The organism is Nonomuraea sp. NPDC049758, from assembly GCF_040674635.1.
In the GTDB taxonomy this organism is placed as follows: Bacteria; Actinomycetota; Actinomycetes; order Streptosporangiales; family Streptosporangiaceae; genus Nonomuraea.
Genome location: NZ_JBFAMZ010000001.1, coordinates 430,404 through 448,116, shown reverse-complemented (window position 1 = coordinate 448,116; position 17,713 = coordinate 430,404). Strand labels below are relative to the sequence as shown.

General features: G+C 71.5%; 16 protein-coding genes. 6 read left to right on the top strand and 10 right to left on the bottom strand.

The genetic code is table 11. The features are described 5' to 3' along the window. Positions 1-8: 8 nt before the first annotated feature. The 4 genes from AB0J46_RS02100 to AB0J46_RS02085 are packed head-to-tail and all read right to left on the bottom strand — an operon-like array spanning position 9 to position 4,772. Positions 9-1,970 (bottom strand): DUF6807 family protein, encoded by a 1,962-nt coding sequence (locus AB0J46_RS02100; RefSeq protein ID WP_364325155.1) that lies wholly within the window; start codon positions 1,968-1,970, stop codon positions 9-11. Next, complete coding sequence (locus AB0J46_RS02095) at positions 1,967-3,016, bottom strand: mandelate racemase/muconate lactonizing enzyme family protein (protein WP_364325152.1); 1,050 nt, start codon at positions 3,014-3,016, stop codon at positions 1,967-1,969. Before AB0J46_RS02095 ends, AB0J46_RS02100 begins: the two co-directional genes overlap by 4 nt. Beyond that, a complete protein-coding gene (locus AB0J46_RS02090; protein ID WP_364325149.1) occupies positions 3,013-3,885 on the bottom strand; it encodes a 5-dehydro-4-deoxyglucarate dehydratase in 873 nt (290 codons plus the stop codon). Before AB0J46_RS02090 ends, AB0J46_RS02095 begins: the two co-directional genes overlap by 4 nt. Further along, a complete protein-coding gene (locus AB0J46_RS02085) occupies positions 3,882-4,772 on the bottom strand; it encodes an NAD(P)-dependent oxidoreductase (protein ID WP_364325146.1) in 891 nt (296 codons plus the stop codon). The genes AB0J46_RS02090 and AB0J46_RS02085 overlap by 4 nt, the downstream gene beginning before the upstream one ends. A 192-nt stretch (positions 4,773-4,964) precedes the next feature. Between AB0J46_RS02085 and AB0J46_RS02080 the strand changes: the two genes are divergently transcribed. The 6 genes from AB0J46_RS02080 (at position 4,965) to AB0J46_RS02055 (ending at position 11,626) form a co-directional block, all read left to right on the top strand. Next, positions 4,965-5,918, top strand: coding sequence for a LacI family DNA-binding transcriptional regulator (locus AB0J46_RS02080; protein ID WP_364325143.1), 954 nt, complete (start codon positions 4,965-4,967; stop codon positions 5,916-5,918). Between the two features lie 206 nt (positions 5,919-6,124). Further along, positions 6,125-7,084, top strand: a complete 960-nt coding sequence (locus tag AB0J46_RS02075; RefSeq protein ID WP_364325140.1) for a sugar ABC transporter permease — start codon at positions 6,125-6,127, stop codon at positions 7,082-7,084. Beyond that, a complete protein-coding gene (locus AB0J46_RS02070; protein WP_352319678.1) occupies positions 7,068-7,934 on the top strand; it encodes a carbohydrate ABC transporter permease in 867 nt (288 codons plus the stop codon). The genes AB0J46_RS02075 and AB0J46_RS02070 overlap by 17 nt, the downstream gene beginning before the upstream one ends. A gap of 45 nt (positions 7,935-7,979) precedes the next feature. After that, on the top strand, positions 7,980-9,254 hold the full coding sequence (locus AB0J46_RS02065; protein WP_364325137.1) for an extracellular solute-binding protein: 1,275 nt from the start codon (positions 7,980-7,982) through the stop codon (positions 9,252-9,254). Positions 9,255-9,264: 10 nt separating this feature from the next. Then, on the top strand, positions 9,265-10,545 hold the full coding sequence (locus AB0J46_RS02060; RefSeq protein ID WP_364325134.1) for a Gfo/Idh/MocA family oxidoreductase: 1,281 nt from the start codon (positions 9,265-9,267) through the stop codon (positions 10,543-10,545). After that, the gene (locus AB0J46_RS02055; protein ID WP_364325131.1) at positions 10,538-11,626 is read left to right on the top strand and encodes a hypothetical protein; all 1,089 of its coding nucleotides are present in this window, start codon (positions 10,538-10,540) and stop codon (positions 11,624-11,626) included. The genes AB0J46_RS02060 and AB0J46_RS02055 overlap by 8 nt, the downstream gene beginning before the upstream one ends. On the opposite strand, the gene AB0J46_RS02050 is transcribed toward AB0J46_RS02055, so the two are convergent. The 6 genes from AB0J46_RS02050 to AB0J46_RS02025 form a co-directional block, all read right to left on the bottom strand. Continuing rightward, positions 11,598-13,382: an ABC transporter substrate-binding protein gene (locus AB0J46_RS02050; protein WP_364325128.1), complete on the bottom strand. Its 1,785-nt coding sequence runs from the start codon at positions 13,380-13,382 to the stop codon at positions 11,598-11,600. The two genes, AB0J46_RS02055 and AB0J46_RS02050, sit on opposite strands and share 29 nt — an antisense overlap. 19 nt (positions 13,383-13,401) lie before the next feature. Then, on the bottom strand, positions 13,402-13,665 hold the full coding sequence (locus AB0J46_RS02045) for a DUF2160 family membrane protein (protein ID WP_357991604.1): 264 nt from the start codon (positions 13,663-13,665) through the stop codon (positions 13,402-13,404). A gap of 11 nt (positions 13,666-13,676) precedes the next feature. Then, positions 13,677-14,429 carry a carbohydrate ABC transporter permease gene (locus AB0J46_RS02040; protein WP_364326154.1) on the bottom strand — a complete coding sequence of 251 codons (753 nt, stop codon included), beginning with the start codon at positions 14,427-14,429 and terminating at the stop codon, positions 13,677-13,679. A 62-nt stretch (positions 14,430-14,491) separates the two neighbouring features. Then, positions 14,492-15,463 (bottom strand): sugar ABC transporter permease, encoded by a 972-nt coding sequence (locus AB0J46_RS02035; RefSeq protein ID WP_364325125.1) that lies wholly within the window; start codon positions 15,461-15,463, stop codon positions 14,492-14,494. Next, a complete protein-coding gene (locus AB0J46_RS02030) occupies positions 15,460-16,566 on the bottom strand; it encodes an ABC transporter ATP-binding protein (protein WP_364325122.1) in 1,107 nt (368 codons plus the stop codon). Before AB0J46_RS02030 ends, AB0J46_RS02035 begins: the two co-directional genes overlap by 4 nt. Beyond that, on the bottom strand, positions 16,559-17,650 hold the full coding sequence (locus AB0J46_RS02025) for an ABC transporter ATP-binding protein (RefSeq protein ID WP_364325119.1): 1,092 nt from the start codon (positions 17,648-17,650) through the stop codon (positions 16,559-16,561). Before AB0J46_RS02025 ends, AB0J46_RS02030 begins: the two co-directional genes overlap by 8 nt. Positions 17,651-17,713: the final 63 nt, after the last annotated feature.

Here is a 17,713-nt window from a genome sequence, read left to right as displayed (position 1 = left end):
AGCGGGTGTCACGCGCGCTCCCCGATCGCCGCCTCCCCGATCGCCGCCTCCACCGTGGCGGCCAGCGCCGAGACCGCCGGCCCGTCGAGCCGCCCGTCGGCCACGACCGTCACGACCCGCCTGGTCAGCGTGTCCTCGACGACGAGCGGACGGTCCCACGCGAGCGACTGCCCGACCCCGGGATACTCCGCCACCCGCACGAACCAGGGATCGTCGTGGGCCTGCACGAACACCAGCGTCCAGTCCCGCCCGTCCGGGCCGGTCCCGGCCATGGCCACCCAGCGGCCCCGGCTGCCGTGCACGGCCTCCTCGTCCCCTGGGAAGGTCACCCGGCCGGTCGAGGCGCCGGGCGCGCGCCAGAAGAACCCGCCGTAGCCCGCCCCGGGACGCCCCTTGGTGGCCGAGCTGTTGACCTCCAGCGGCGAGCCGGTGACGTTGGTCAGCGTGAACGCGAGATCGAGCGCCCACGCGTCGCCGACCGGCCGGGCGGTGACCGTGCGCCGCTCGCGGGCGATCAGCCGGTCGCCGGGGCCGATCCACTCCAGCTCCTCGGTGAAGCCGTCGTCGGCCAGCCGGGTGAACGCGACGTGCCGTTGCCTGCCGTGGTCGTCCAGCCAGGCCGGTCCCCGGCCCTTGACGTAGGTGCGGCCGCCCCAGAAGTTCGCGCCGCCCAGGTCGGCGATCGCCACGCCGGCGCCGAGGTGGTGCACGTGGTCGTCGGGCCGCACCTCGGTGACGGTGACGCCGCCCAGCGTGCGCACCGGATGCAGGTACGGCCGCGGCGAGTCGGTGGCGGGCAGGTCGGGCCGCCACTCGTAGGCCGCGACCGGCGCGCCCGCCACCCGCAGCTCCACCTTCGTCCACGGCGCGCCGAGCTCGGAGTAGAGCGCCAGCTCCGCGGCGCTGCGCGCGGTCAGCTCGGCGATGCCGGGCAGATACCGGTGGGTGACCGCGCCGCCGCCGTCGCGCTCCACGACCTGGTGCCGTTCGGCGATGGGCAGCGGCTCGGGGGCGAGTCGCACGGCGTCCAGGACCTGGGTGAACGTCTCGGTGCGGGAGAGGGGGACGAGCAGCTCGGCCCCCGTGCGGATGTGCGCGACGAGGTTCTCCAGCAGCCCGTCGCGCTCGTGCACGGTGGTCTCCACCGAGCCGTCCGCCCGCTCGACGCGCAGCTCGTCCAGCGTGTACGTGAGCGTCGCCCGCCCCGCCTCCCCGTGCACCACCAGGTACGGCTCGCTGCGGCCGGTCGCGCACAGCGACACCGCGATCGTGATCACCGGCCCGCCCGCGATCCGGACGCGCAGGCAGGAGGTGTCGTCGGCCTCGATCGGATGGGCGTGGTACAGCTCGGTCTCGACCGCCTCGACCGGGCCGTCCACCAGGGCCAGCGCGGTCGCGACGGCGTGCGCGAAGGGGTTGGTGAGCGCGCCGTCCACCACGTCCGCGCCGTGCAGCCTGCGCCGTCCGGCCCAGGACGAGCGGGTGAAGTACGACGAGGGCCGCTCCCACGCGCCCGCGCCGCCGATGCCGCGGACGCGGCCGAGCGCGCCGCTCGCCATCAGTTCCCGCAGCGCCGGGACCGCCCGCGAGCCGAGGCTCTGGAAGCCGACCTGGCAGGCCAGCCCGGTCTCGGCCGCCGCCGCGGCGATCCGCGCGTGCGCCTCGGGACTCGCCGCGGGCGGCTTCTCCAGCAGCACGTGCGACCCGGCGCGCAACGCCGTGACCGCGAGGTCGGCGTGCGTGTGGATCGGCGTGCAGACGATCGTGATCTCCGCGCCGGTGGCGGCGATGAGCTCGCCCAGGTCCGCCGACTGCGGCAGGGGGCCGCCGTCGAGCTCCACCGGCCGCACGTCGCAGATCCCGGCCGGCTCGACCAGCCCGGTGGCCGCGAGCCTGCGCAGGTTGTCCAGGTGATGCCGTCCGTGCCCGGTCGCCCCCGCCAGGACGACCTTCACGGGGCCCGTGCTCACGCCCATCGCAACCCCAGTCCCGCGTGGCCGCCCACGCGCAGCACGCCGTCCTCGATCCGCACCGGGTACGGCTCGGCCAGCAGCCCCAGGCGGGCGAACGAGGCGTCCTCGACGTCCTCGGCCAGCGGCGGCAGCGGCAGCGCCAGGGCGAGCTGCCCGGACACCTCGCCCAGCAGGTGCGGATGGACCGGTACGTCGAACGCCCTGGCCAGCTCGGCGATCCGCAGGAACGGCGTGACGCCGCCGACGCGCACCACGTTCGGCTGGACGACGTCGCAGGCCCCCGCGGTGAGCAGGTCGCGGAAGCCGTAGACGGTGTAGACGTTCTCGCCCACCGCGACCGGCACGTCGGTCGAGCGGCGCAGCTCGACGTGCGCGGCCACGTCGTCGGCGGGCAGCGGCTCCTCGATCCAGTGGAGGTCGAACTCGCGCAGCGCGGACAGGGCGCGCCGGGCCCGGTGCAGGTCCCACCGCTGGTTCGCGTCGATCATCAGCAGCCGGTCGGGCCCGATCGCCTCGCGGACGGCCGCCACCCGGGCCACGTCGTCGGCCAGGTCGGGACGGCCGACCTTGATCTTGACGCCGCGGTACCCGGCGGCCACCCAGCGCCGCGCCTGATCGGTCAGCTCCTCCAGGGAGTAGTGCAGGTTGACGCCGCTGCCGTAGGCCGGGACCTGCTCCCGGCGCCGGCCCAGCACGTCGGCCAGGCCGGCCGCGCCGCAGCGCAGGTCCCACAGCGCCAGGTCGATCCCGGCCAGCGCGACCGTGGTGATCCCGCCGGGGCCGGCCTCGCGCAGGTGCCGCCACAACCGGTCCCACACCAGCTCGGGATGGGCGGGCAGGCCGATCAGCGCCGCGCGCAGGTCGTGCTCCAGCAGGGCGTGCACGGCGTGCGCGCCGATCTGCGGCGTCCAGGAGAACCCGGTGCCGGTGCGGCCGTCCGCCAGCGTCACGTGGCAGACGATCACGTGGTTGGCCGGCACGTCCGGGCCCCACGGGCGGGGCAGGGGGACCGTGCGCAGCTCGGTCCGCAGGCCGGTGATCACGAGGCCGCCAGGGCGAGCCCGGACCTGATCAGCGCGTCGAGCTCGGCCAGGTGGTCCTCGGCCACGTCGACCAGCGGCGGGCGCACCGGGCCGACGTCGAGGCCGCGCAGCCGTACGCCGGCCTTGACCAGGGCCACCGGGTAGCCGGGCGCCTTGTCGCGCAGGCGGACCAGCGGCGCGTAGAACTCGGTCAGCAGCCGCTCGTCGCCGTTCAGGTACGCCACGGCGATCTCGGGGGCGAAGGCGAAGACCGCGCTGGAGTACAGGTCGACGCCGATGCCGCGGTAGGCGGGCATGGTCAGCTCGGCGGTCGGCAGGCCGTTGAAGAACAGGAAGTCCGGGTGCTTCTCGCGGACCGCGAGGACGGTCCGCTGCATCCGGTCGATGTCGCCGAGCCCGTCCTTGAGCCCGATCACGCCGGGCACGCCGGCCAGCTCGACCACGGCGTCCGGGGCGAGCACGACCGGGCCGCGCTGGTAGACGATCAGCGGCAGCTCGGCGGCGACGGCGGCCACGTACGCGGCGAAGCCGCTCGCCGGACCCTGCGTCAGGTAGGGCGGCATGAGCAGCAGGCCGTCGGCGCCCGCCGCGCGGGCCGCCCGCGCATGGTTCAGCGCCGCGCCGATCGGGCCGCCCGCCCCGGCGAACACCGGCACCCGCCCGCCCACCACCTCGGCCGCCACCCGGACGGCCCGCGCGTGCTCCGCCTCCGACAGCGCGGAGAACTCGCCGGTGCCGCAGGCCACGAACACGCCGCCGGGGCCGTGCGCCATGCCGCGCCGGATGTGCTCGGCCAGCACCTGCTCGGCGAGCGCGCCGCCGGCGTCGAAGGGGGTGACGGGGAAGAACAGCACACCGCTGAGATTCATTCGGATTCCTTGAGTTCGGTTCGCCAGCTTCGCTTGGGCTCCCAGCCGAGCAGGCGGCGGGCCTTGTCCGTGGAGAAGGCGGGAGCGGTGCCGGTGAGGGCCGCCGCCAGCTCCTCGGTGCCCGGCACGGCCTGCGGGAGCAGGTCGGCCAGCGGCTCCCTGGCCAGGGCGTCGGCCGCGCCGGCGAAGAAGACCTCGCCGCCCGGCAGCTCGGGCAGCGCCGCGACCAGCACGGCGAACAGCTCGCCCGCGTCACGCGCGTCGAGGTAGTTGAACAGCGAGACGCCGCCGATCTCCGGCTGGTCGAGCCGCTCCCTGACGGTGTGCCCCGACTGCGTGGGCGCGCCCGCCCACTCCTCGGGCGGGATGACGAAGCACGGCCGGACGGCCGCCAACCTCGTCCGGCCCGCCCGCGCGAACGTCCGCATGGTCTGCTCGGCCACGAGTTTGGACAGGTTGTAGGCGTTCCAGGGCAGCGCCGGGTGCTCCTCGTCGATCGGCAGGTACGACGGCCGCCAGCCGCCGGGCGCGCCGTACCCGATCACCGTGGGGCTGCTGGCCACCACCACGCCGGACACGCCCAGCTCCACCGAGGCCGCGCAGACGTTGAACGCGAGCCGGGTGTTCACCTGGAAGATCACTGACTCCGGCCGGCTGAACGGCGTCGCGATGGCCGCCAGATGGATCACCGACTCCGGCCGGAACCGGGCGACGACCTCGTACGCCTGGCCGGTGTCGGTGAGGTCGGCCGGTGACGTCGCGGCGGCCTCGACCGGCGTGCCGGGGGCCTGGTCCACGCCGATCACCTCGTGCCCGGCGGCGGCGAGCGTGGTGACGACGCTGCGGCCGAGGCGTCCGGCGCTGCCGGTGACGAGCACTCTGCTCACCGTGGGGGACTCCTTCAGGACTGCAAACAGTTGCACCAAACCTATGGGCCAGGCAGGGCGAGGCGTCAAGAGCTGATTTTTGACCATGGCTTCTAGCTGGGGAAACGTGGGGCCGCCCGATGGTCGGTTGGTCGGCAAGCGCTTTCATCGTGGCCATGGTGTCTGCAAGCGGTTGCGTTAGGGTGGGTGGCTGTGACTGTGACGATTCGTGATGTGGCCCGCGCATCCGGTGTGCACGTATCGACCGTGTCGCGGACGTTCTCCGCGCCGCACATGGTGAACGCCGCGACCCGGACCAGAGTGCTGACGGTGGCCGAGGAGCTGGGATACCGGCCCAACAGGGCGGCCAGGGCGCTCACGACCGGGCGCACCCACAACCTGGGCCTGATCGTGGCCGACATCGCCAACCCGTTCTTCCCGCCGCTGATCAAGGCCGCGCACGCCGCGGCCCGGCAGCGCGACTACCACCTGTTCGTGGCCGACACCGACGAGGAGCCGGCCGCCGAGGAGGAGCTGATCCAGGCGTTCTCCAAGCAGGTGGACGGCGTGGTGCTGTGCAGCCCGCGCTCGTCGAACAAGACGCTGGAGCGGCTGGCCGAGCGGGTGCCGTTCGTGGTGGTCAACCGGCGGCTGCGCGGCGCCGCCACGGTGCTGATGGACGTCGGGCACGGCGCGCGGCTGGCGGTCGAGCACCTGGCCGGGCTCGGGCACCGCCGCGTGGCGCTGCTGTCCGGCCCGCCGGGCTCCTGGACGAGCGGCGAGATCCGGACGGCCGCCGAGCGGGTGCCGGGCGTCGAGCTGGTCGTCCTCGGGCCGAACGCGCCCACCGAGCAGGGCGGCCTGGCCGCCGCCTCCGCGGTGCGCGAGGCCGGGGTGACCGGGGTGCTCGCCTACAACGACCTCATGGCGATCGGGCTGGTCGAGGGGCTGGGCGAGCTCGGGCTGAGCGTGCCGGAGGACGTCAGCGTGGTGGGCATCGACGACATCGTCCCGGGGCGGCTGAACCGTCCCAAGCTCACCACGGTCGCGATGCCCACCGCGGCGGCCGGGCGGCTGGCGGTCGACCTGCTGATCCAGGAGGTGAGCGCCACGACCTCGCTGGAGACCCGGCTGGTGGTGCGGGAGTCGACGGCACCGCCCAGATGACCTGCAAACGGTTGTACTAAATCGCAGCAATATTCGTCCTACCTCTCTGCGGTAAGCGCTTGTCACCAGGGAAAATACGGTGTCGATATATCGATAACGGCGATGTAACGCCTGCAAAGGGTTGACGGAACTTTCCCGGCAGCTATAGGAAAGCGCTATCCATTCACATCTCGCCGGAAGGTCCGTGATGACGAATGAGTTCCGTCATGGCTGACTCGGTGGCGGTGAGACTCCCGGACGCCGCGACCCCGCCCGAGCGGGGAGACCGTCGCGCGTCCAGACGTTCCCGCCGCGAGGCGCGGGCCGCCTACCTGTTCCTGGCGCCCTGGTTCGCCGGTCTGCTCGTCATCACGATCGGTCCCATCGTCGCCTCGCTCTACCTGTCGTTCACCGACTACAACCTCCTGGAGGAGGCCAAGTGGGTCGGGTTCGACAACTACGTCAAGATGTTCACCGAGGATCCCCGTTACCTGAACTCGCTGAAGGTGACGACGATCTACGTGGTCGTCTCCGTGCCGCTGCAACTGGCCTTCGCGCTCGCGCTGGCCCTGGTGCTCGACCGCGGGCTGCGCGGCCTGCCGCTCTACCGGTCGATCTTCTACCTGCCCTCGCTGCTGGGCGGCAGCGTGGCGATCGCGATCCTGTGGCGCAAGGTCTTCGGAGCCGAGGGCCTGGTCAACGCCGTGCTGGCGGTCTTCGGGATCCAGGGGCCCGGCTGGGTCAGCGACCCCGACACCGCCCTCGGCACGCTGATCATCCTGCACGTCTGGACGTTCGGCGCCCCGATGATCATCTTCCTGGCCGGGCTGCGGCAGATCCCCGCCAGCTACTACGAGGCCGCCGCGGTGGACGGCGCCGGCAGGTTCCGCCAGTTCCGGTCGATCACGCTGCCGCTGCTGACGCCGATCATCTTCTTCAACCTGGTGCTGGAGATCATCAAGTCGTTCCAGTCGTTCACGCAGTCGTTCATCGTGAGCGGCGGCTCGGGCGGGCCGGCCGACTCCACGATGTTCAACACGCTCTACCTCTACCTCAAGGGCTTCAAGAGCTTCGACATGGGCTACGCGGCCGCCATGGCGTGGGTCCTGCTGCTCATCATCGCCGGTCTCACCGGGGTGAACTTCCTCGCGTCCAAGTATTGGGTCTTCTATGGCGACACCAAGTAGGCCGCTGCCCGTCCTGTTCCGCCCGCTCAGGGGCGGCCGGGTGGTCAAGCACGTGCTGCTGATCGGGTTCGGCCTGGTCATGCTCTATCCACTGCTGTGGATGATCTCCAGCTCGCTCAAGCCCGAGGAGCTGATCTTCCGGCAGCCCGGCCTGTGGCCGAGCGAGGTCACGCTGGAGAACTACACCGAGGGCTGGACCGCGCTGAAGCACCCCTTCGGCTACTACCTGTGGAACTCCGCGGTGATCACCGTGCTGTCGGTGGTGGCGAACCTGGTGGCCTGCTCGCTGGCCGCCTACGCCTTCGCCCGGCTGAACTTCCCGCTCAAGAAGCTGTGGTTCACCCTCATGCTGGGCACGATCATGCTGCCGCACCACGTGCTGATCGTGCCGCAGTACGTCATGTTCTCCAAGCTCGGGCTGATCAACACGATCTGGCCGCTGGTCATGCCGAAGGTGCTGGCCACGGACGCGTTCTTCGTGTTCCTGATGGTGCAGTTCATCCGCTCGCTCCCCAGGGAGCTGGACGAGGCCGCCGAGATCGACGGCGCCGGCTACTGGCGCACGTTCATCAGGGTGATCATCCCGCTCTGCACCCCGGCGCTGGCCACGACGGCGATCTTCACGTTCATCTGGACGTGGAACGACTTCCTCAGCCAGCTCCTCTACCTCAACAACCCGGACAACTTCACCGCTCCGGTGGCGCTGCGCACCTTCCTCGACGCCAGCAGCGACTCGTCGTGGGGCCCGATGTTCGCCATGTCGATCGTCGCGCTCGGGCCCATCTTCGGCTTCTTCCTGGCCGGCCAGAAGTACCTGATCCGTGGTGTGGCCACCACGGGACTGAAGTAGTTCCCCCACCCCCCGACACAGACGAATCCCACAGGAGGTAGAGCCGTGAGCTCTGGCAAGAAGACGTGGTCGGCGGCCCTGCTCGCCACCGCCGTGCTGGCGGTCACCGCGGCCTGCGGCAGCGGCGGCGACGACGGCGGGAAGGTCAAGCTGCGCTTCTCCTACTGGGGCAGCGACGCGCGGCAGAAGATGACCGAGGAGGCCATCAAGAAGTTCGAGGCCAAGAACCCGGGCATCGACGTCGAGGGCGAGTTCTCCGACTTCGCCAGCTACTACGAGACGCTGTCCACGAAGGTCGCCGCCGGCGACGCCCCGGACGTCATCACCCTGGAGATCCGCGGCCTTCGCGAGTACGCCGACCGCGGCACGCTGGCCGACCTGACCGGCAAGGTCCAGACCGCCGACATCGACCCCAAGCTGCTCGGCACCGGCGGCATCGACGGCAAGCAGTTCGCCGTCCCCACCGGCGCGAACGTCTTCTCGGTGGTGCTCAACCCGGCCCTGGTGGAGTCGGCCGGGCAGAAGGTGCCCGACGACACGAAGTGGACGTGGAAGGACTACGTCGACCTCAGCTCGAAGATCACCGCCAAGGGCGGCGGCACGGTCTACGGCACCCAGCTCAACTGGAACCCCGCCTTCCTGCAGATCTTCGCCGCACAGCGCGGCGAGCCCTTCTACCAGGGCAACAAGATCGCCGTCACGCCCGAGACGATCGTGGCCTGGTGGCAGGTCATGCTGGACACGATCAAGGCCAAGGGCAGCCCCGACGCCGCCAAGACCGCCGAGGTCGGCGCGACCAGCGTGGACCAGTCGCTGCTGGCCACCAACACCGGCGCGTCCGGCATGTGGTGGAGCAACCAGCTCGGCGCGGTCGCCAAGGCGTCGGGCAAGGAGATGAGCCTGCTGCGCCTGCCCAAGGCGGAGGGCGCCACCAGCGGCGGCATGTTCCTCCAGCCGGCGATGTTCTACACCGCCTCCGCCAAGAGCGAGCACGCCGCCGAGGCCGCCAAGTTCATCGACTTCATGATCAACGACGCCGAGGTCGGCGGGATCATCCTCAGCGACCGCGGCCTGCCCGCCAGCTCGAAGGTCCTGGCCGCCGTCAAGGACAAGCTGCCGCCCGCGGACCAGAAGACGCTGCAGTTCGTCGACTCCATCAAGGGCGAGCTGGCCGACCCGCCCGCCGCGCCGCCGAAGGGCGCCAGCGCCCTGGAGGACATGCTCAAGCGGTACACCGAGGAGGTCATCTTCGGCCGGATGGCTCCCGACGCCGCCGCCCAGAAGTTCCTGACCGAGGCCAACGCCGCCCTCGGCGGCTGAGAGGACGACCATGAGGTACGCGTTCGTCGGGCTCGGGCACCGCGCGCAGCTGTACGTCGACGCGCTGCTCGGCGAGTGGCGCGACACCGGCACCGTCGTCGCCCTGTGCGACACCAACCGGACCCGCATGGACTACTACGCCGAGCGGATCGGCCACGAGGTGCCGTGCTTCGCCCCCGCCGAGTTCGGCAAGGTGCTCGAACTCGCCGACGCGGTCGTGGTCGCGACCGTGGACGCCGCGCACGCCCGCTACGTGTGCGCGGCCCTGGACGCGGGCCGCGACGTCATCGTGGAGAAACCGCTCACCGTGGACGCCGGGAGCTGCGCGGCCATCGCCGAGTCGGCCCGGCGGAGCACCGGCAGGCTGATCGTCACCTTCAACTACCGGTACTCGCCGCGCAACTCGGCCGTGCGCCGCCTGCTCATGGACGGCGCGATCGGCGAGGTGACGTCCGCGCACTTCGAGTGGACGCTCGACACCATCCACGGCGCGGACTACTTCCGCCGCTGGCACCGCGACCGGGCCAGCTCCGGCGGCCTGCTCGTGCACAAGTCCACCCACCACTTCGACCTGGTCAACTGGTGGCTCGGGGCGGCGCCGGAGACCGTCTTCGCGCAGACCTCGCTGCGCTTCTACGGCTCGGCCAACGCGCGGTCGCGGGGGCTGGCCGACCGTCCAGAACGCGGCCGGGGCGCGCCCGGCCTCGGCAGCGACCCGTTCATCCTGGACATCGCCGCCGATCCCCGGCTCAAGCGCCTCTACCTGGACGCCGAGCACGAGGACGGCTACGTCCGGGACCAGGACGTCTTCGGCGACGGCGTGACCATCGACGACAACATGGCGGTCCTGGTCCGGTACGACAGCGGGGCGCTGCTGACGTACTCGCTGAACGCCCACGCGCCCTTCGAGGGCTACCGGGTGGCCTTCAACGGGACGGCGGGACGGCTGGAGCTGGAGGTGGTCGAGCGGGCCTGGACGCCGCCGCACGCGGCGATCGACCCGAGCGCCGCGTCCAAGGAGCACGCCGCCGGGGCGTGGGAGCGGCTCACCCTGCGCCCCCACTGGGCCGAGCCGCGCGAGGTGCCGATCGAGGCGGGCGCGGGCGGCCACGGCGGCGGCGACCGGCTGCTGCTGGACGACGTGTTCCGCGGCCCGACCGGCGACCCGCTGGCCCGGCAGGCGGGCTACCTGGACGGCATCCGCAGCGTCCTGACCGGCGTCGCGGCCAACCTGTCGGCCGCCTCGGGCGCCCCCGTGCGCCTGGCGGACACCGGCACCCGCCTTGCCTGACGGGTCCGCCCCGGCGGTGTTCGGGGAGCTGGCCGAGGTCGTCGGCGGGCAGTGGGAGCTGTTCCCGTCCCTGCCGGGGCCGCAGTTGCGGGCCGCGGCCCGGCAGGCGATCGGGGTGCCCGCCCTGACCGCCGCGGACGTGCGGGTCGAGCGCACCTGGACCGACGGCGACCTGCACGGCGAGGAACTGTCGTGGACGGTCGGGTTCGGGCCGCGTACCCGGGCGTACCTGCTGAGACCGCGCGACCACAGCGGCCCACTGCCCGGCGTGGTGGCGCTGCACTGCCACGCGGGCATGAAGTGGGCGGGCAAGGAGAAGATCGCCGACGGCCCGGAAGGGCCGTCGGCCGAGGTCCGGCGGCTGCGGCGGGACGTCTACGGCGGCCGCGCCTTCGCCGGCGAGCTGGCCCGCCGCGGCTTCGCCGTGCTCGCCCACGACGTGCTGACCTGGGGCAGCCGCCGCTTCGCGCTCGACGTCCCGGAGGGGGAGGGCGGCCTCCCCGACCGGTACGACCGCGCGGCGGCCCGGCACGAGCACGTCGTGGCCAAGCACTGCGCCCTGCTGGGCACCTCGTTCGCCGGGGTGGTGGCGGGCGAGGACCTGGCCGCCGCGGCGTACCTGAGCTCCAGGCCGGACGTCGGCGAGGTCGGCTGCGCCGGCGTGTCGGGCGGCGGACTGCGGGCCGCGCTGCTCGGCGCCTTCGACCCGCGGGTGCGGGCGGTCGTGGTCGCCGCGATGGTCTCGACCTACCCGGACCTGCTGGCCGGCGGCCACGTCGAGCGGCACACCTGGATGTTCTACCCGCCGGGCCTGTCGCGGCTGGGCGACTGGCCCGACCTGGTGGCCGCCCGCGCCCCCGCCCCCCTCATGGTCCAGTACGCCCTGCGCGACGACCTGTTCCCGCAGGCCGGGATGCGCCGCGCGCACGCCCGCATCGGCGAGCGCTACCGCGACGCCCCCGGCCGCTACGAGGCCGTGTTCGCGCCGTCCCCGCACTGCTTCGACGTGCCCATGCAGGAGCGCGCCTTCGACTGGCTGGCGCGGGAGCTGGTCAGCCGCCCGCCTTCCACCGGGCGATGAGCTTGTCGTAGTCGAGCGTGGCCGGCTCGCCACGCTCGTCGGCCAGCTTCGGCGCGGGCGCGCCCGGCTGGTCGAACCAGTACTGGGCCGGACGCTCGGGGTTCAGTTTGGGCGCGCACTGGCCGCCGTAGCCCTGGCGTTCGCGCGACAGGCGTTCCAGCCGGGCCAGGATCTCGTCCTGCTGCCTGGCCAGGTTGTCCATCGACTGCTGCGGGGTGGTCTCGCCGGTGACGGCGGTGGCCACGTTCTGCCACCAGAGCTGGGCCAGCTTGGGGTAGTCGGGCACGTTCGTGCCGGTCGGCGTCCACTGCTTGCGGGCGGGGGAGTTGTAGAACTCGATCAGGCCGCCGTACTTGGCGGCGTTGTCCTTGAAGTAGTCGCTCTTGATGTCGGAGTCGCGGATGAAGGTCAGCCCGGTGATCGACTTCTTCAGCGACACCGTCTTGGACGTGACGAACTGGGCGTAGAGCCAGGCCGCGGCCCTGCGGTCCTTCGGGGTGTTGTTGAGCAGCGTCCACGAGCCGGCGTCCTGGTAGCCGAGCTTGTTGCCGTCCTTCCAGTAGACGCCGTGCGGGCTGGGCGCGATGCGCCACTTGGGGGTGCCGTCGTCGTTGACGACCGGCAGGCCCTTCTTGGTCATGTCGGCCGTGAACGTGGTGTACCAGAAGATCTGCTGGGCGATGTTGCCCTGCGCCGGGACCGGGCCCGCCTCGCTGAAGTTCATGCCGGCGGCCTCGCGGGGCGCGTACTTCTTCAGCCAGTCCACGTACTTGGTGAGCGCGTACACCGAGGCCGGGCCGTTGGTGTCGCCGCCGCGGGTGACCGACGAGCCCACCGGACGGCAGTTCTCCACCCGGATGCCCCAGTCGTCCACCGGCAGGCCGTTGGGGATGCCGGGGTCGCCGTTGCCCGCCATGGACAACCAGGCGTCGGTGAAGCGCCAGCCCAGCGAGGGGTCCTTGCGGCCGTAGTCCATGTGGCCGTAGACCTTCCGGCCGTCGACGGTCCCGTTGCCGTTGACCTTGTTGCTGAAGAAGTCGGCGATGTCCTCGTAGGCCGCCCAGTTGACCGGCACGCCCAGGTCGTAGCCGTAGGCGTCCTTGAACTGCTTCTTGATCGCCGGGTCGGTGAACCAGTCGTAGCGGAACCAGTAGAGGTTCGCGAACTGCTGGTCGGGGAGCTGGTAGATCTTCTTGTCGGGGCCGGTGGTGAAGCTGATGCCGATGAAGTCGTCCAGGTCGAGGGTGGGGGAGGTGACGTTCCTGCCCTCTCCGGCCATGTAGTCCGACAGCGGGAACACGTACGTGCCGCGCGAGTGGGTGCCGATGAGGTCGGAGTCGTTGACGTAGGCGTCGTAGATGTTCTGGTCGCCCTGGATCTGCGTCTGGAGCTTCTCGATGACGTCGCCCTCCTGGATCAGGTCGTGCTTGACCCTGATCCCGGTGATCTCGGTGAACGCCCTGGCCAGCTTCTGCGACTCGTACTCGTGCGTGGTGATCGTCTCGGACACCACGTTGATCTGCATGCCCCGGTACGGCGCCGCCGCCTTGATGAACCAGTCCATCTCCGCCAGTTGCCGGTCCTTGGACAGGGTGCTCGGGGTGAACTCCGCCGACACCCACCGCTGCGCCGCGGCCCTGCCGTCGGCCTCCTTGAAGTCGCTTTTCGGCTTCTCCTCGCCGCCGCCCGTGCAACCGGCCGCCACCAGGGCCAGCGCCGCCACGACCGCCGCCGCCACACCCACCGCATGCCTCATCGCCTGGCTCCTCTTCCTCTCAGCCCCATATCCCGATCACGACCATGACCAGCAGCGCGACGCCGAGCGCCGCCCACATGGACAGGTCGGTGACTGCAATCCACAGGGCCAGCACGACGGCCGCGCTGATCAGGCCGATGTACAGCCGGTCGCCCCGGTCGGTCTCGATCCGCAGGAACCCGCGCCTGGCCACGGGCGGCGAGATCCGCGCCCAGACGGCCATCACGCACAGGAGCAGCGCCAGCCCGGCGAACACCAGGGCCGTGGGGGCCGTCCACACCATCCACTGCACGGTCAGACCCTCCCCAGGGCGAACCCCTTGGCTATGTAGTTGCGCACGAACCAGATGACGACGGCCCCCGGGACGATGGTCAGCACGCCGGCCGCGGCCAGCAGCCCCCAGTCCACGCCCGCCGCGCTCACCGTCCGCGTCATGGTGGCCGCGATGGGCTTGGCGTCCACCGACGTGATCGTCCTGGCGATCAGCAGCTCCACCCAGCTGAACATGAAGCAGAAGAACGCGGTGACGCCGAGCGCGGACCGGATCATCGGCAGGAAGATCCGGACGAAGAAGCGCGGCAGCGAATATCCGTCGATCGCCGCGGTCTCGTCGATCTCCCGGGGGATCCCCGACATGAAGCCTTCCAGGATCCAGACCGCCAGCGGCACGTTGAACAGCATGTGCGCGATCGCCACGCCCAGATGCGTGTCGAACAGCCCGACCGCCTGGTAGATCTGGAAGAACGGCAGCAGGAACACCGCCGGCGGCGCCATCCGGTTCGTCAGCAGCCAGAAGAACAGGTGCTTGTCCCCGGCGAAGCGGAACCGCGAGAACGCGTACGCCGCCGGCAGCGCCACGACGAGCGACATGACCGCGTTCATCGAGGTGTAGACGATGGAGTTGAGGTAGCTCGAATACCACGACGGGTCGGTGAAGAACGTGACGTAGTTGTCGAAGGTCACCCGCTGCGGGATCAGCGAGAAGCTGCCCAGGATGTCCTCGTTCGGGCGGATCGACATGCCGAACATCCACAGCAGCGGCAACATCAGCGTGGCGGCGTACAGCCAGAAGACCGTGCGCGCCCACGGCAGCCGGTGGCGCGTGGGACTCACCTCCCCGACCTGGTCAGCACGGTGAAGAAGACGTAACAGGCGATCTGCACGAGCAGGAAGTACAGCAGCGAGAACGCGCCCGCCGGGCCCAGGTCGAACTGGCCGACGGCGATCTTCGACAGCAGGATGCTCAGGAACGAGGTCGCGTTCCCCGGCCCGCCGCCGGTCACCACGAACGGCTCGGTGTAGATCATGAAGCTGTCCATGAACCGCAGCAGGATCGCGATCGTCAGCACCCCGCGCAGCCTCGGCAGCTGGATGTGCCGGAACGTCGCCCACGCCGACGCGCCGTCGATCTGCGCCGCCTGGAAGTACGGCTCCGGGATCGACCGCAGCCCGGCGTAGGCCAGCAGCGCCACCAGCGGCGTCCAGTGCCACACGTCCATGACCAGGACGGTGATCCAGGCGTCGGCCGAGTCGAGCGTGTAGTTGAAGTTGACGCGCAGCACGTTGTTGACCACCCAGCCGCCGAGCCCGATGTCGCCGCGGGCGAAGATCTGCCAGATCGTGCCCACGACGTTCCACGGGATGAGCAGCGGCAGCGCCACCAGCACCAGCGCCACCGACACCCAGAACCCGCGGCGCGGCATGCAGACCGCGATGGCCACCCCGAGCGGGACCTCCACCAGCAGCACCTGCGCGGAGAACAGCAGCGTGCGCACGAGCGCGGCGCGCACCTCGGGGTCGCGGGCGATCTGCCGGAACCAGTCCAGGCCGACGAACACCCGGTCCACCGGGCTGAAGACGTCCTGGACGGAGAAGTTCACGACGGTCATCAGCGGGATCACCGCGGTGAAGGCCACCGACACCACGACCGGCAGCACCAGCAGCCAGGCCCGGTTGTTCCGCGGACGGGGATCGGCGCGCGGCCCGGCGGCCCCGGCGGCCTCTGCGGCGGCGGGCGCGGCGGCGGCCGGTACGACCTCGCCATCGGCCTGGCTGCCCGCGACGGCGGTCCGGTCGGTCACGCCTGCCCCCTTCCGTCCAGGGGTGCGAGCGAGCCGCACCTGACCTCGTCGCGGAACAGGAACGTCCGGTCCGCGGGGAAATGCAGGAACTCGACCGCGCCCGGCGTCCAGGACGAGCCCGCCTCGGTCCTGGCGATCACCGGATGGCCGCCGACCTCGGCGCGCACCAGGTCGTGCGAGCCCATGCGGTCGATCCGGGTCACCCTGGCCGCCACGCCGGGCCCGGCGGGCGGCCCGCCGACCCGGACGAACTCGGGCCGCACGCCGATCCGCACCGGCCCCGGCGGCAGCGCGCCGGCCACTGCGCCGACCACTGCGCCGGCCTTCGAGTCCCCGATCCTGACCACGTCGCCGTCGATCTCGGCGGGCAGCACGTTCATGCCGGGGGAGCCGATGAAGTGGCCGACGAACTCGTGCGCGGGCGACAGGAACAGCTCGGCCGGCTCCCCGGCCTGTACGATCTCGCCGTGGTTGAGCACGACCACCTCGTCGGCGAAGGTCAGCGCCTCGGTCTGGTCGTGGGTGACGTAGACCAGGGTGTGGCCGGTGTCGCGGTGGATCTCCTTGAGCTTGCTGCGCAACGTCCACTTCAGCGCCGGGTCCACCACGGTCAGCGGCTCGTCGAGCAGCACGGCCGCCACCTGCTCGCGCACCAGGCCGCGGCCCAGGCTGACGATCTGCTTGCGGCCCGGGTCGAGCCGGCGCGCCCGGCGGCGCAGCACGTCGTCCAGGCCCAGCATGGCCGAGACGCGCAGCACGCGCCGGCGGACCTCCTCGGCCGGGACCTTCCTGTTGCGCAGCGGGAAGGCCAGGTTGTCGTAGACGGACATCTCCTCGTACAGGACGGGGAACTGGAAGACCTGCGCGATGTCGCGGCCGGCCGTGGGGACCCCGGTGACCTCGCGGTCGTCGAACCAGATCCGGCCCACTGTGGGCGTGAGCAGCCCCGAGACGATGTTCAGCAGCGTCGTCTTGCCGCAGCCGCTCGGGCCGAGCAGGGCGTAGGCCCGGCCGCCGCGCCAGGTCCAGGTCGTCGGCCGGAGCGCCCACGTGCGGCCGCCGTCGTAGCTGTGGCCCACGCCTTCCAGGCGGATGTCAGCCATGCCGTCCCGCCCCCGCCGCCGGGGCGACCGGTAATCGGCCGCCGGCCTCGTCGAACACGAAGACGTGCCGCGGGTCCACGTACGCGGTGGCCGCCTGGCCCGGCGTGAACGGGCGGGTGCCCGGCAGGTGGGCCACCAGGTGCCGGCGTCCCGCCAGCAGCAGGTGCAGGAACGTCGCGCCGCCGGTCACCTCGGCCAGCCTGATCTCGGCGGGCAGCTCCAGCAGGCCGGGGCCGGTCCTGGCGATCGTCACCTGGTGGGGGCGGATGCCCAGCACGACCCCTTGGCCGGAGGCGGCGGCGCCCGGCGCGGGGAAGGAGGCGCCCATGACCTCGATGCGGCCGTCCCTGACCGTGCCGGGCAGCAGGTTCAGCGGCGGGTCGCTGAGTGTGGCCGCGACGGCGAGCGTGGGCGGCTCGGCGTACATGGTGGCCGGGTCGCCGACGTGCCGCACCCGGCCCTCGCCGAGCACCACGGCGGGCGCGGCGAAGGTCAGGGCCTCGTTCGGGTCGGCGGTCGAGTACAGGACGACGCCCGGCGAGCCGGTGAACATGCGCCTGAGGTCCTCGCGCAACTGCTCGCGGAGCTTGAAGTCGAGGTTGGCCAGCGGCTCGTCGAGCAGCAGCACGTCCACGGGCCTGGCCAGCGCGCGGGCGATCGCCGTGCGCTGCTGCTGGCCGCCCGACAGCTCCGCGGGCCTGCGGCCCAGCAGGTCGCCGAGGCCCATGACCGCGGCCACCTCCCGCACCCGCCGGTCGATGCCGTCCTTGCGGTACGACCGGTCCAGCCGCAACGGCGAGGCGATGTTCTCGTAAACGGTGAGGGACGGGTAATTGATGAATTGCTGATAGACGAAGGCGATCGAGCGCTTTCGCACGGAAATCGAGGTGACGTCATTTCCGTTGACCAGCACCCGCCCCGAATCGGGCGGCTGCAACCCGGCGGCGACCCGCATGAGCGTGGTCTTTCCCGAGTTCATCGGGCCGACGAGGGTGGTCAGTCCATGAGGTAGTTCCAGGTGGATGTCGTCGAGCCAGGTCTCCCCGCGCTGCCGTACGCGGACGCCATCGAGGATCAGCGTCACAATGCCCGGTCCTCTCTCCCGGAGCTTGCCCTCCATCTAACATGATCTGATTCTTTGTGCAAA

Coding starts and splice junctions, on each gene's coding strand:
- AB0J46_RS02040 (WP_364326154.1), bottom strand. CDS start 14,429: ATGTTGCCGCTGCTGTGGATGTTCGGCATGTCGATCCGCCCGAACGAG.
- AB0J46_RS02070 (WP_352319678.1), top strand. CDS start 7,068: ATGGCGACACCAAGTAGGCCGCTGCCCGTCCTGTTCCGCCCGCTCAGG.
- AB0J46_RS02030 (WP_364325122.1), bottom strand. CDS start 16,566: ATGGCTGACATCCGCCTGGAAGGCGTGGGCCACAGCTACGACGGCGGC.
- AB0J46_RS02075 (WP_364325140.1), top strand. CDS start 6,125: ATGGCTGACTCGGTGGCGGTGAGACTCCCGGACGCCGCGACCCCGCCC.
- AB0J46_RS02060 (WP_364325134.1), top strand. CDS start 9,265: ATGAGGTACGCGTTCGTCGGGCTCGGGCACCGCGCGCAGCTGTACGTC.
- AB0J46_RS02045 (WP_357991604.1), bottom strand. CDS start 13,665: ATGGTGTGGACGGCCCCCACGGCCCTGGTGTTCGCCGGGCTGGCGCTG.
- AB0J46_RS02050 (WP_364325128.1), bottom strand. CDS start 13,382: ATGAGGCATGCGGTGGGTGTGGCGGCGGCGGTCGTGGCGGCGCTGGCC.
- AB0J46_RS02090 (WP_364325149.1), bottom strand. CDS start 3,885: ATGAATCTCAGCGGTGTGCTGTTCTTCCCCGTCACCCCCTTCGACGCC.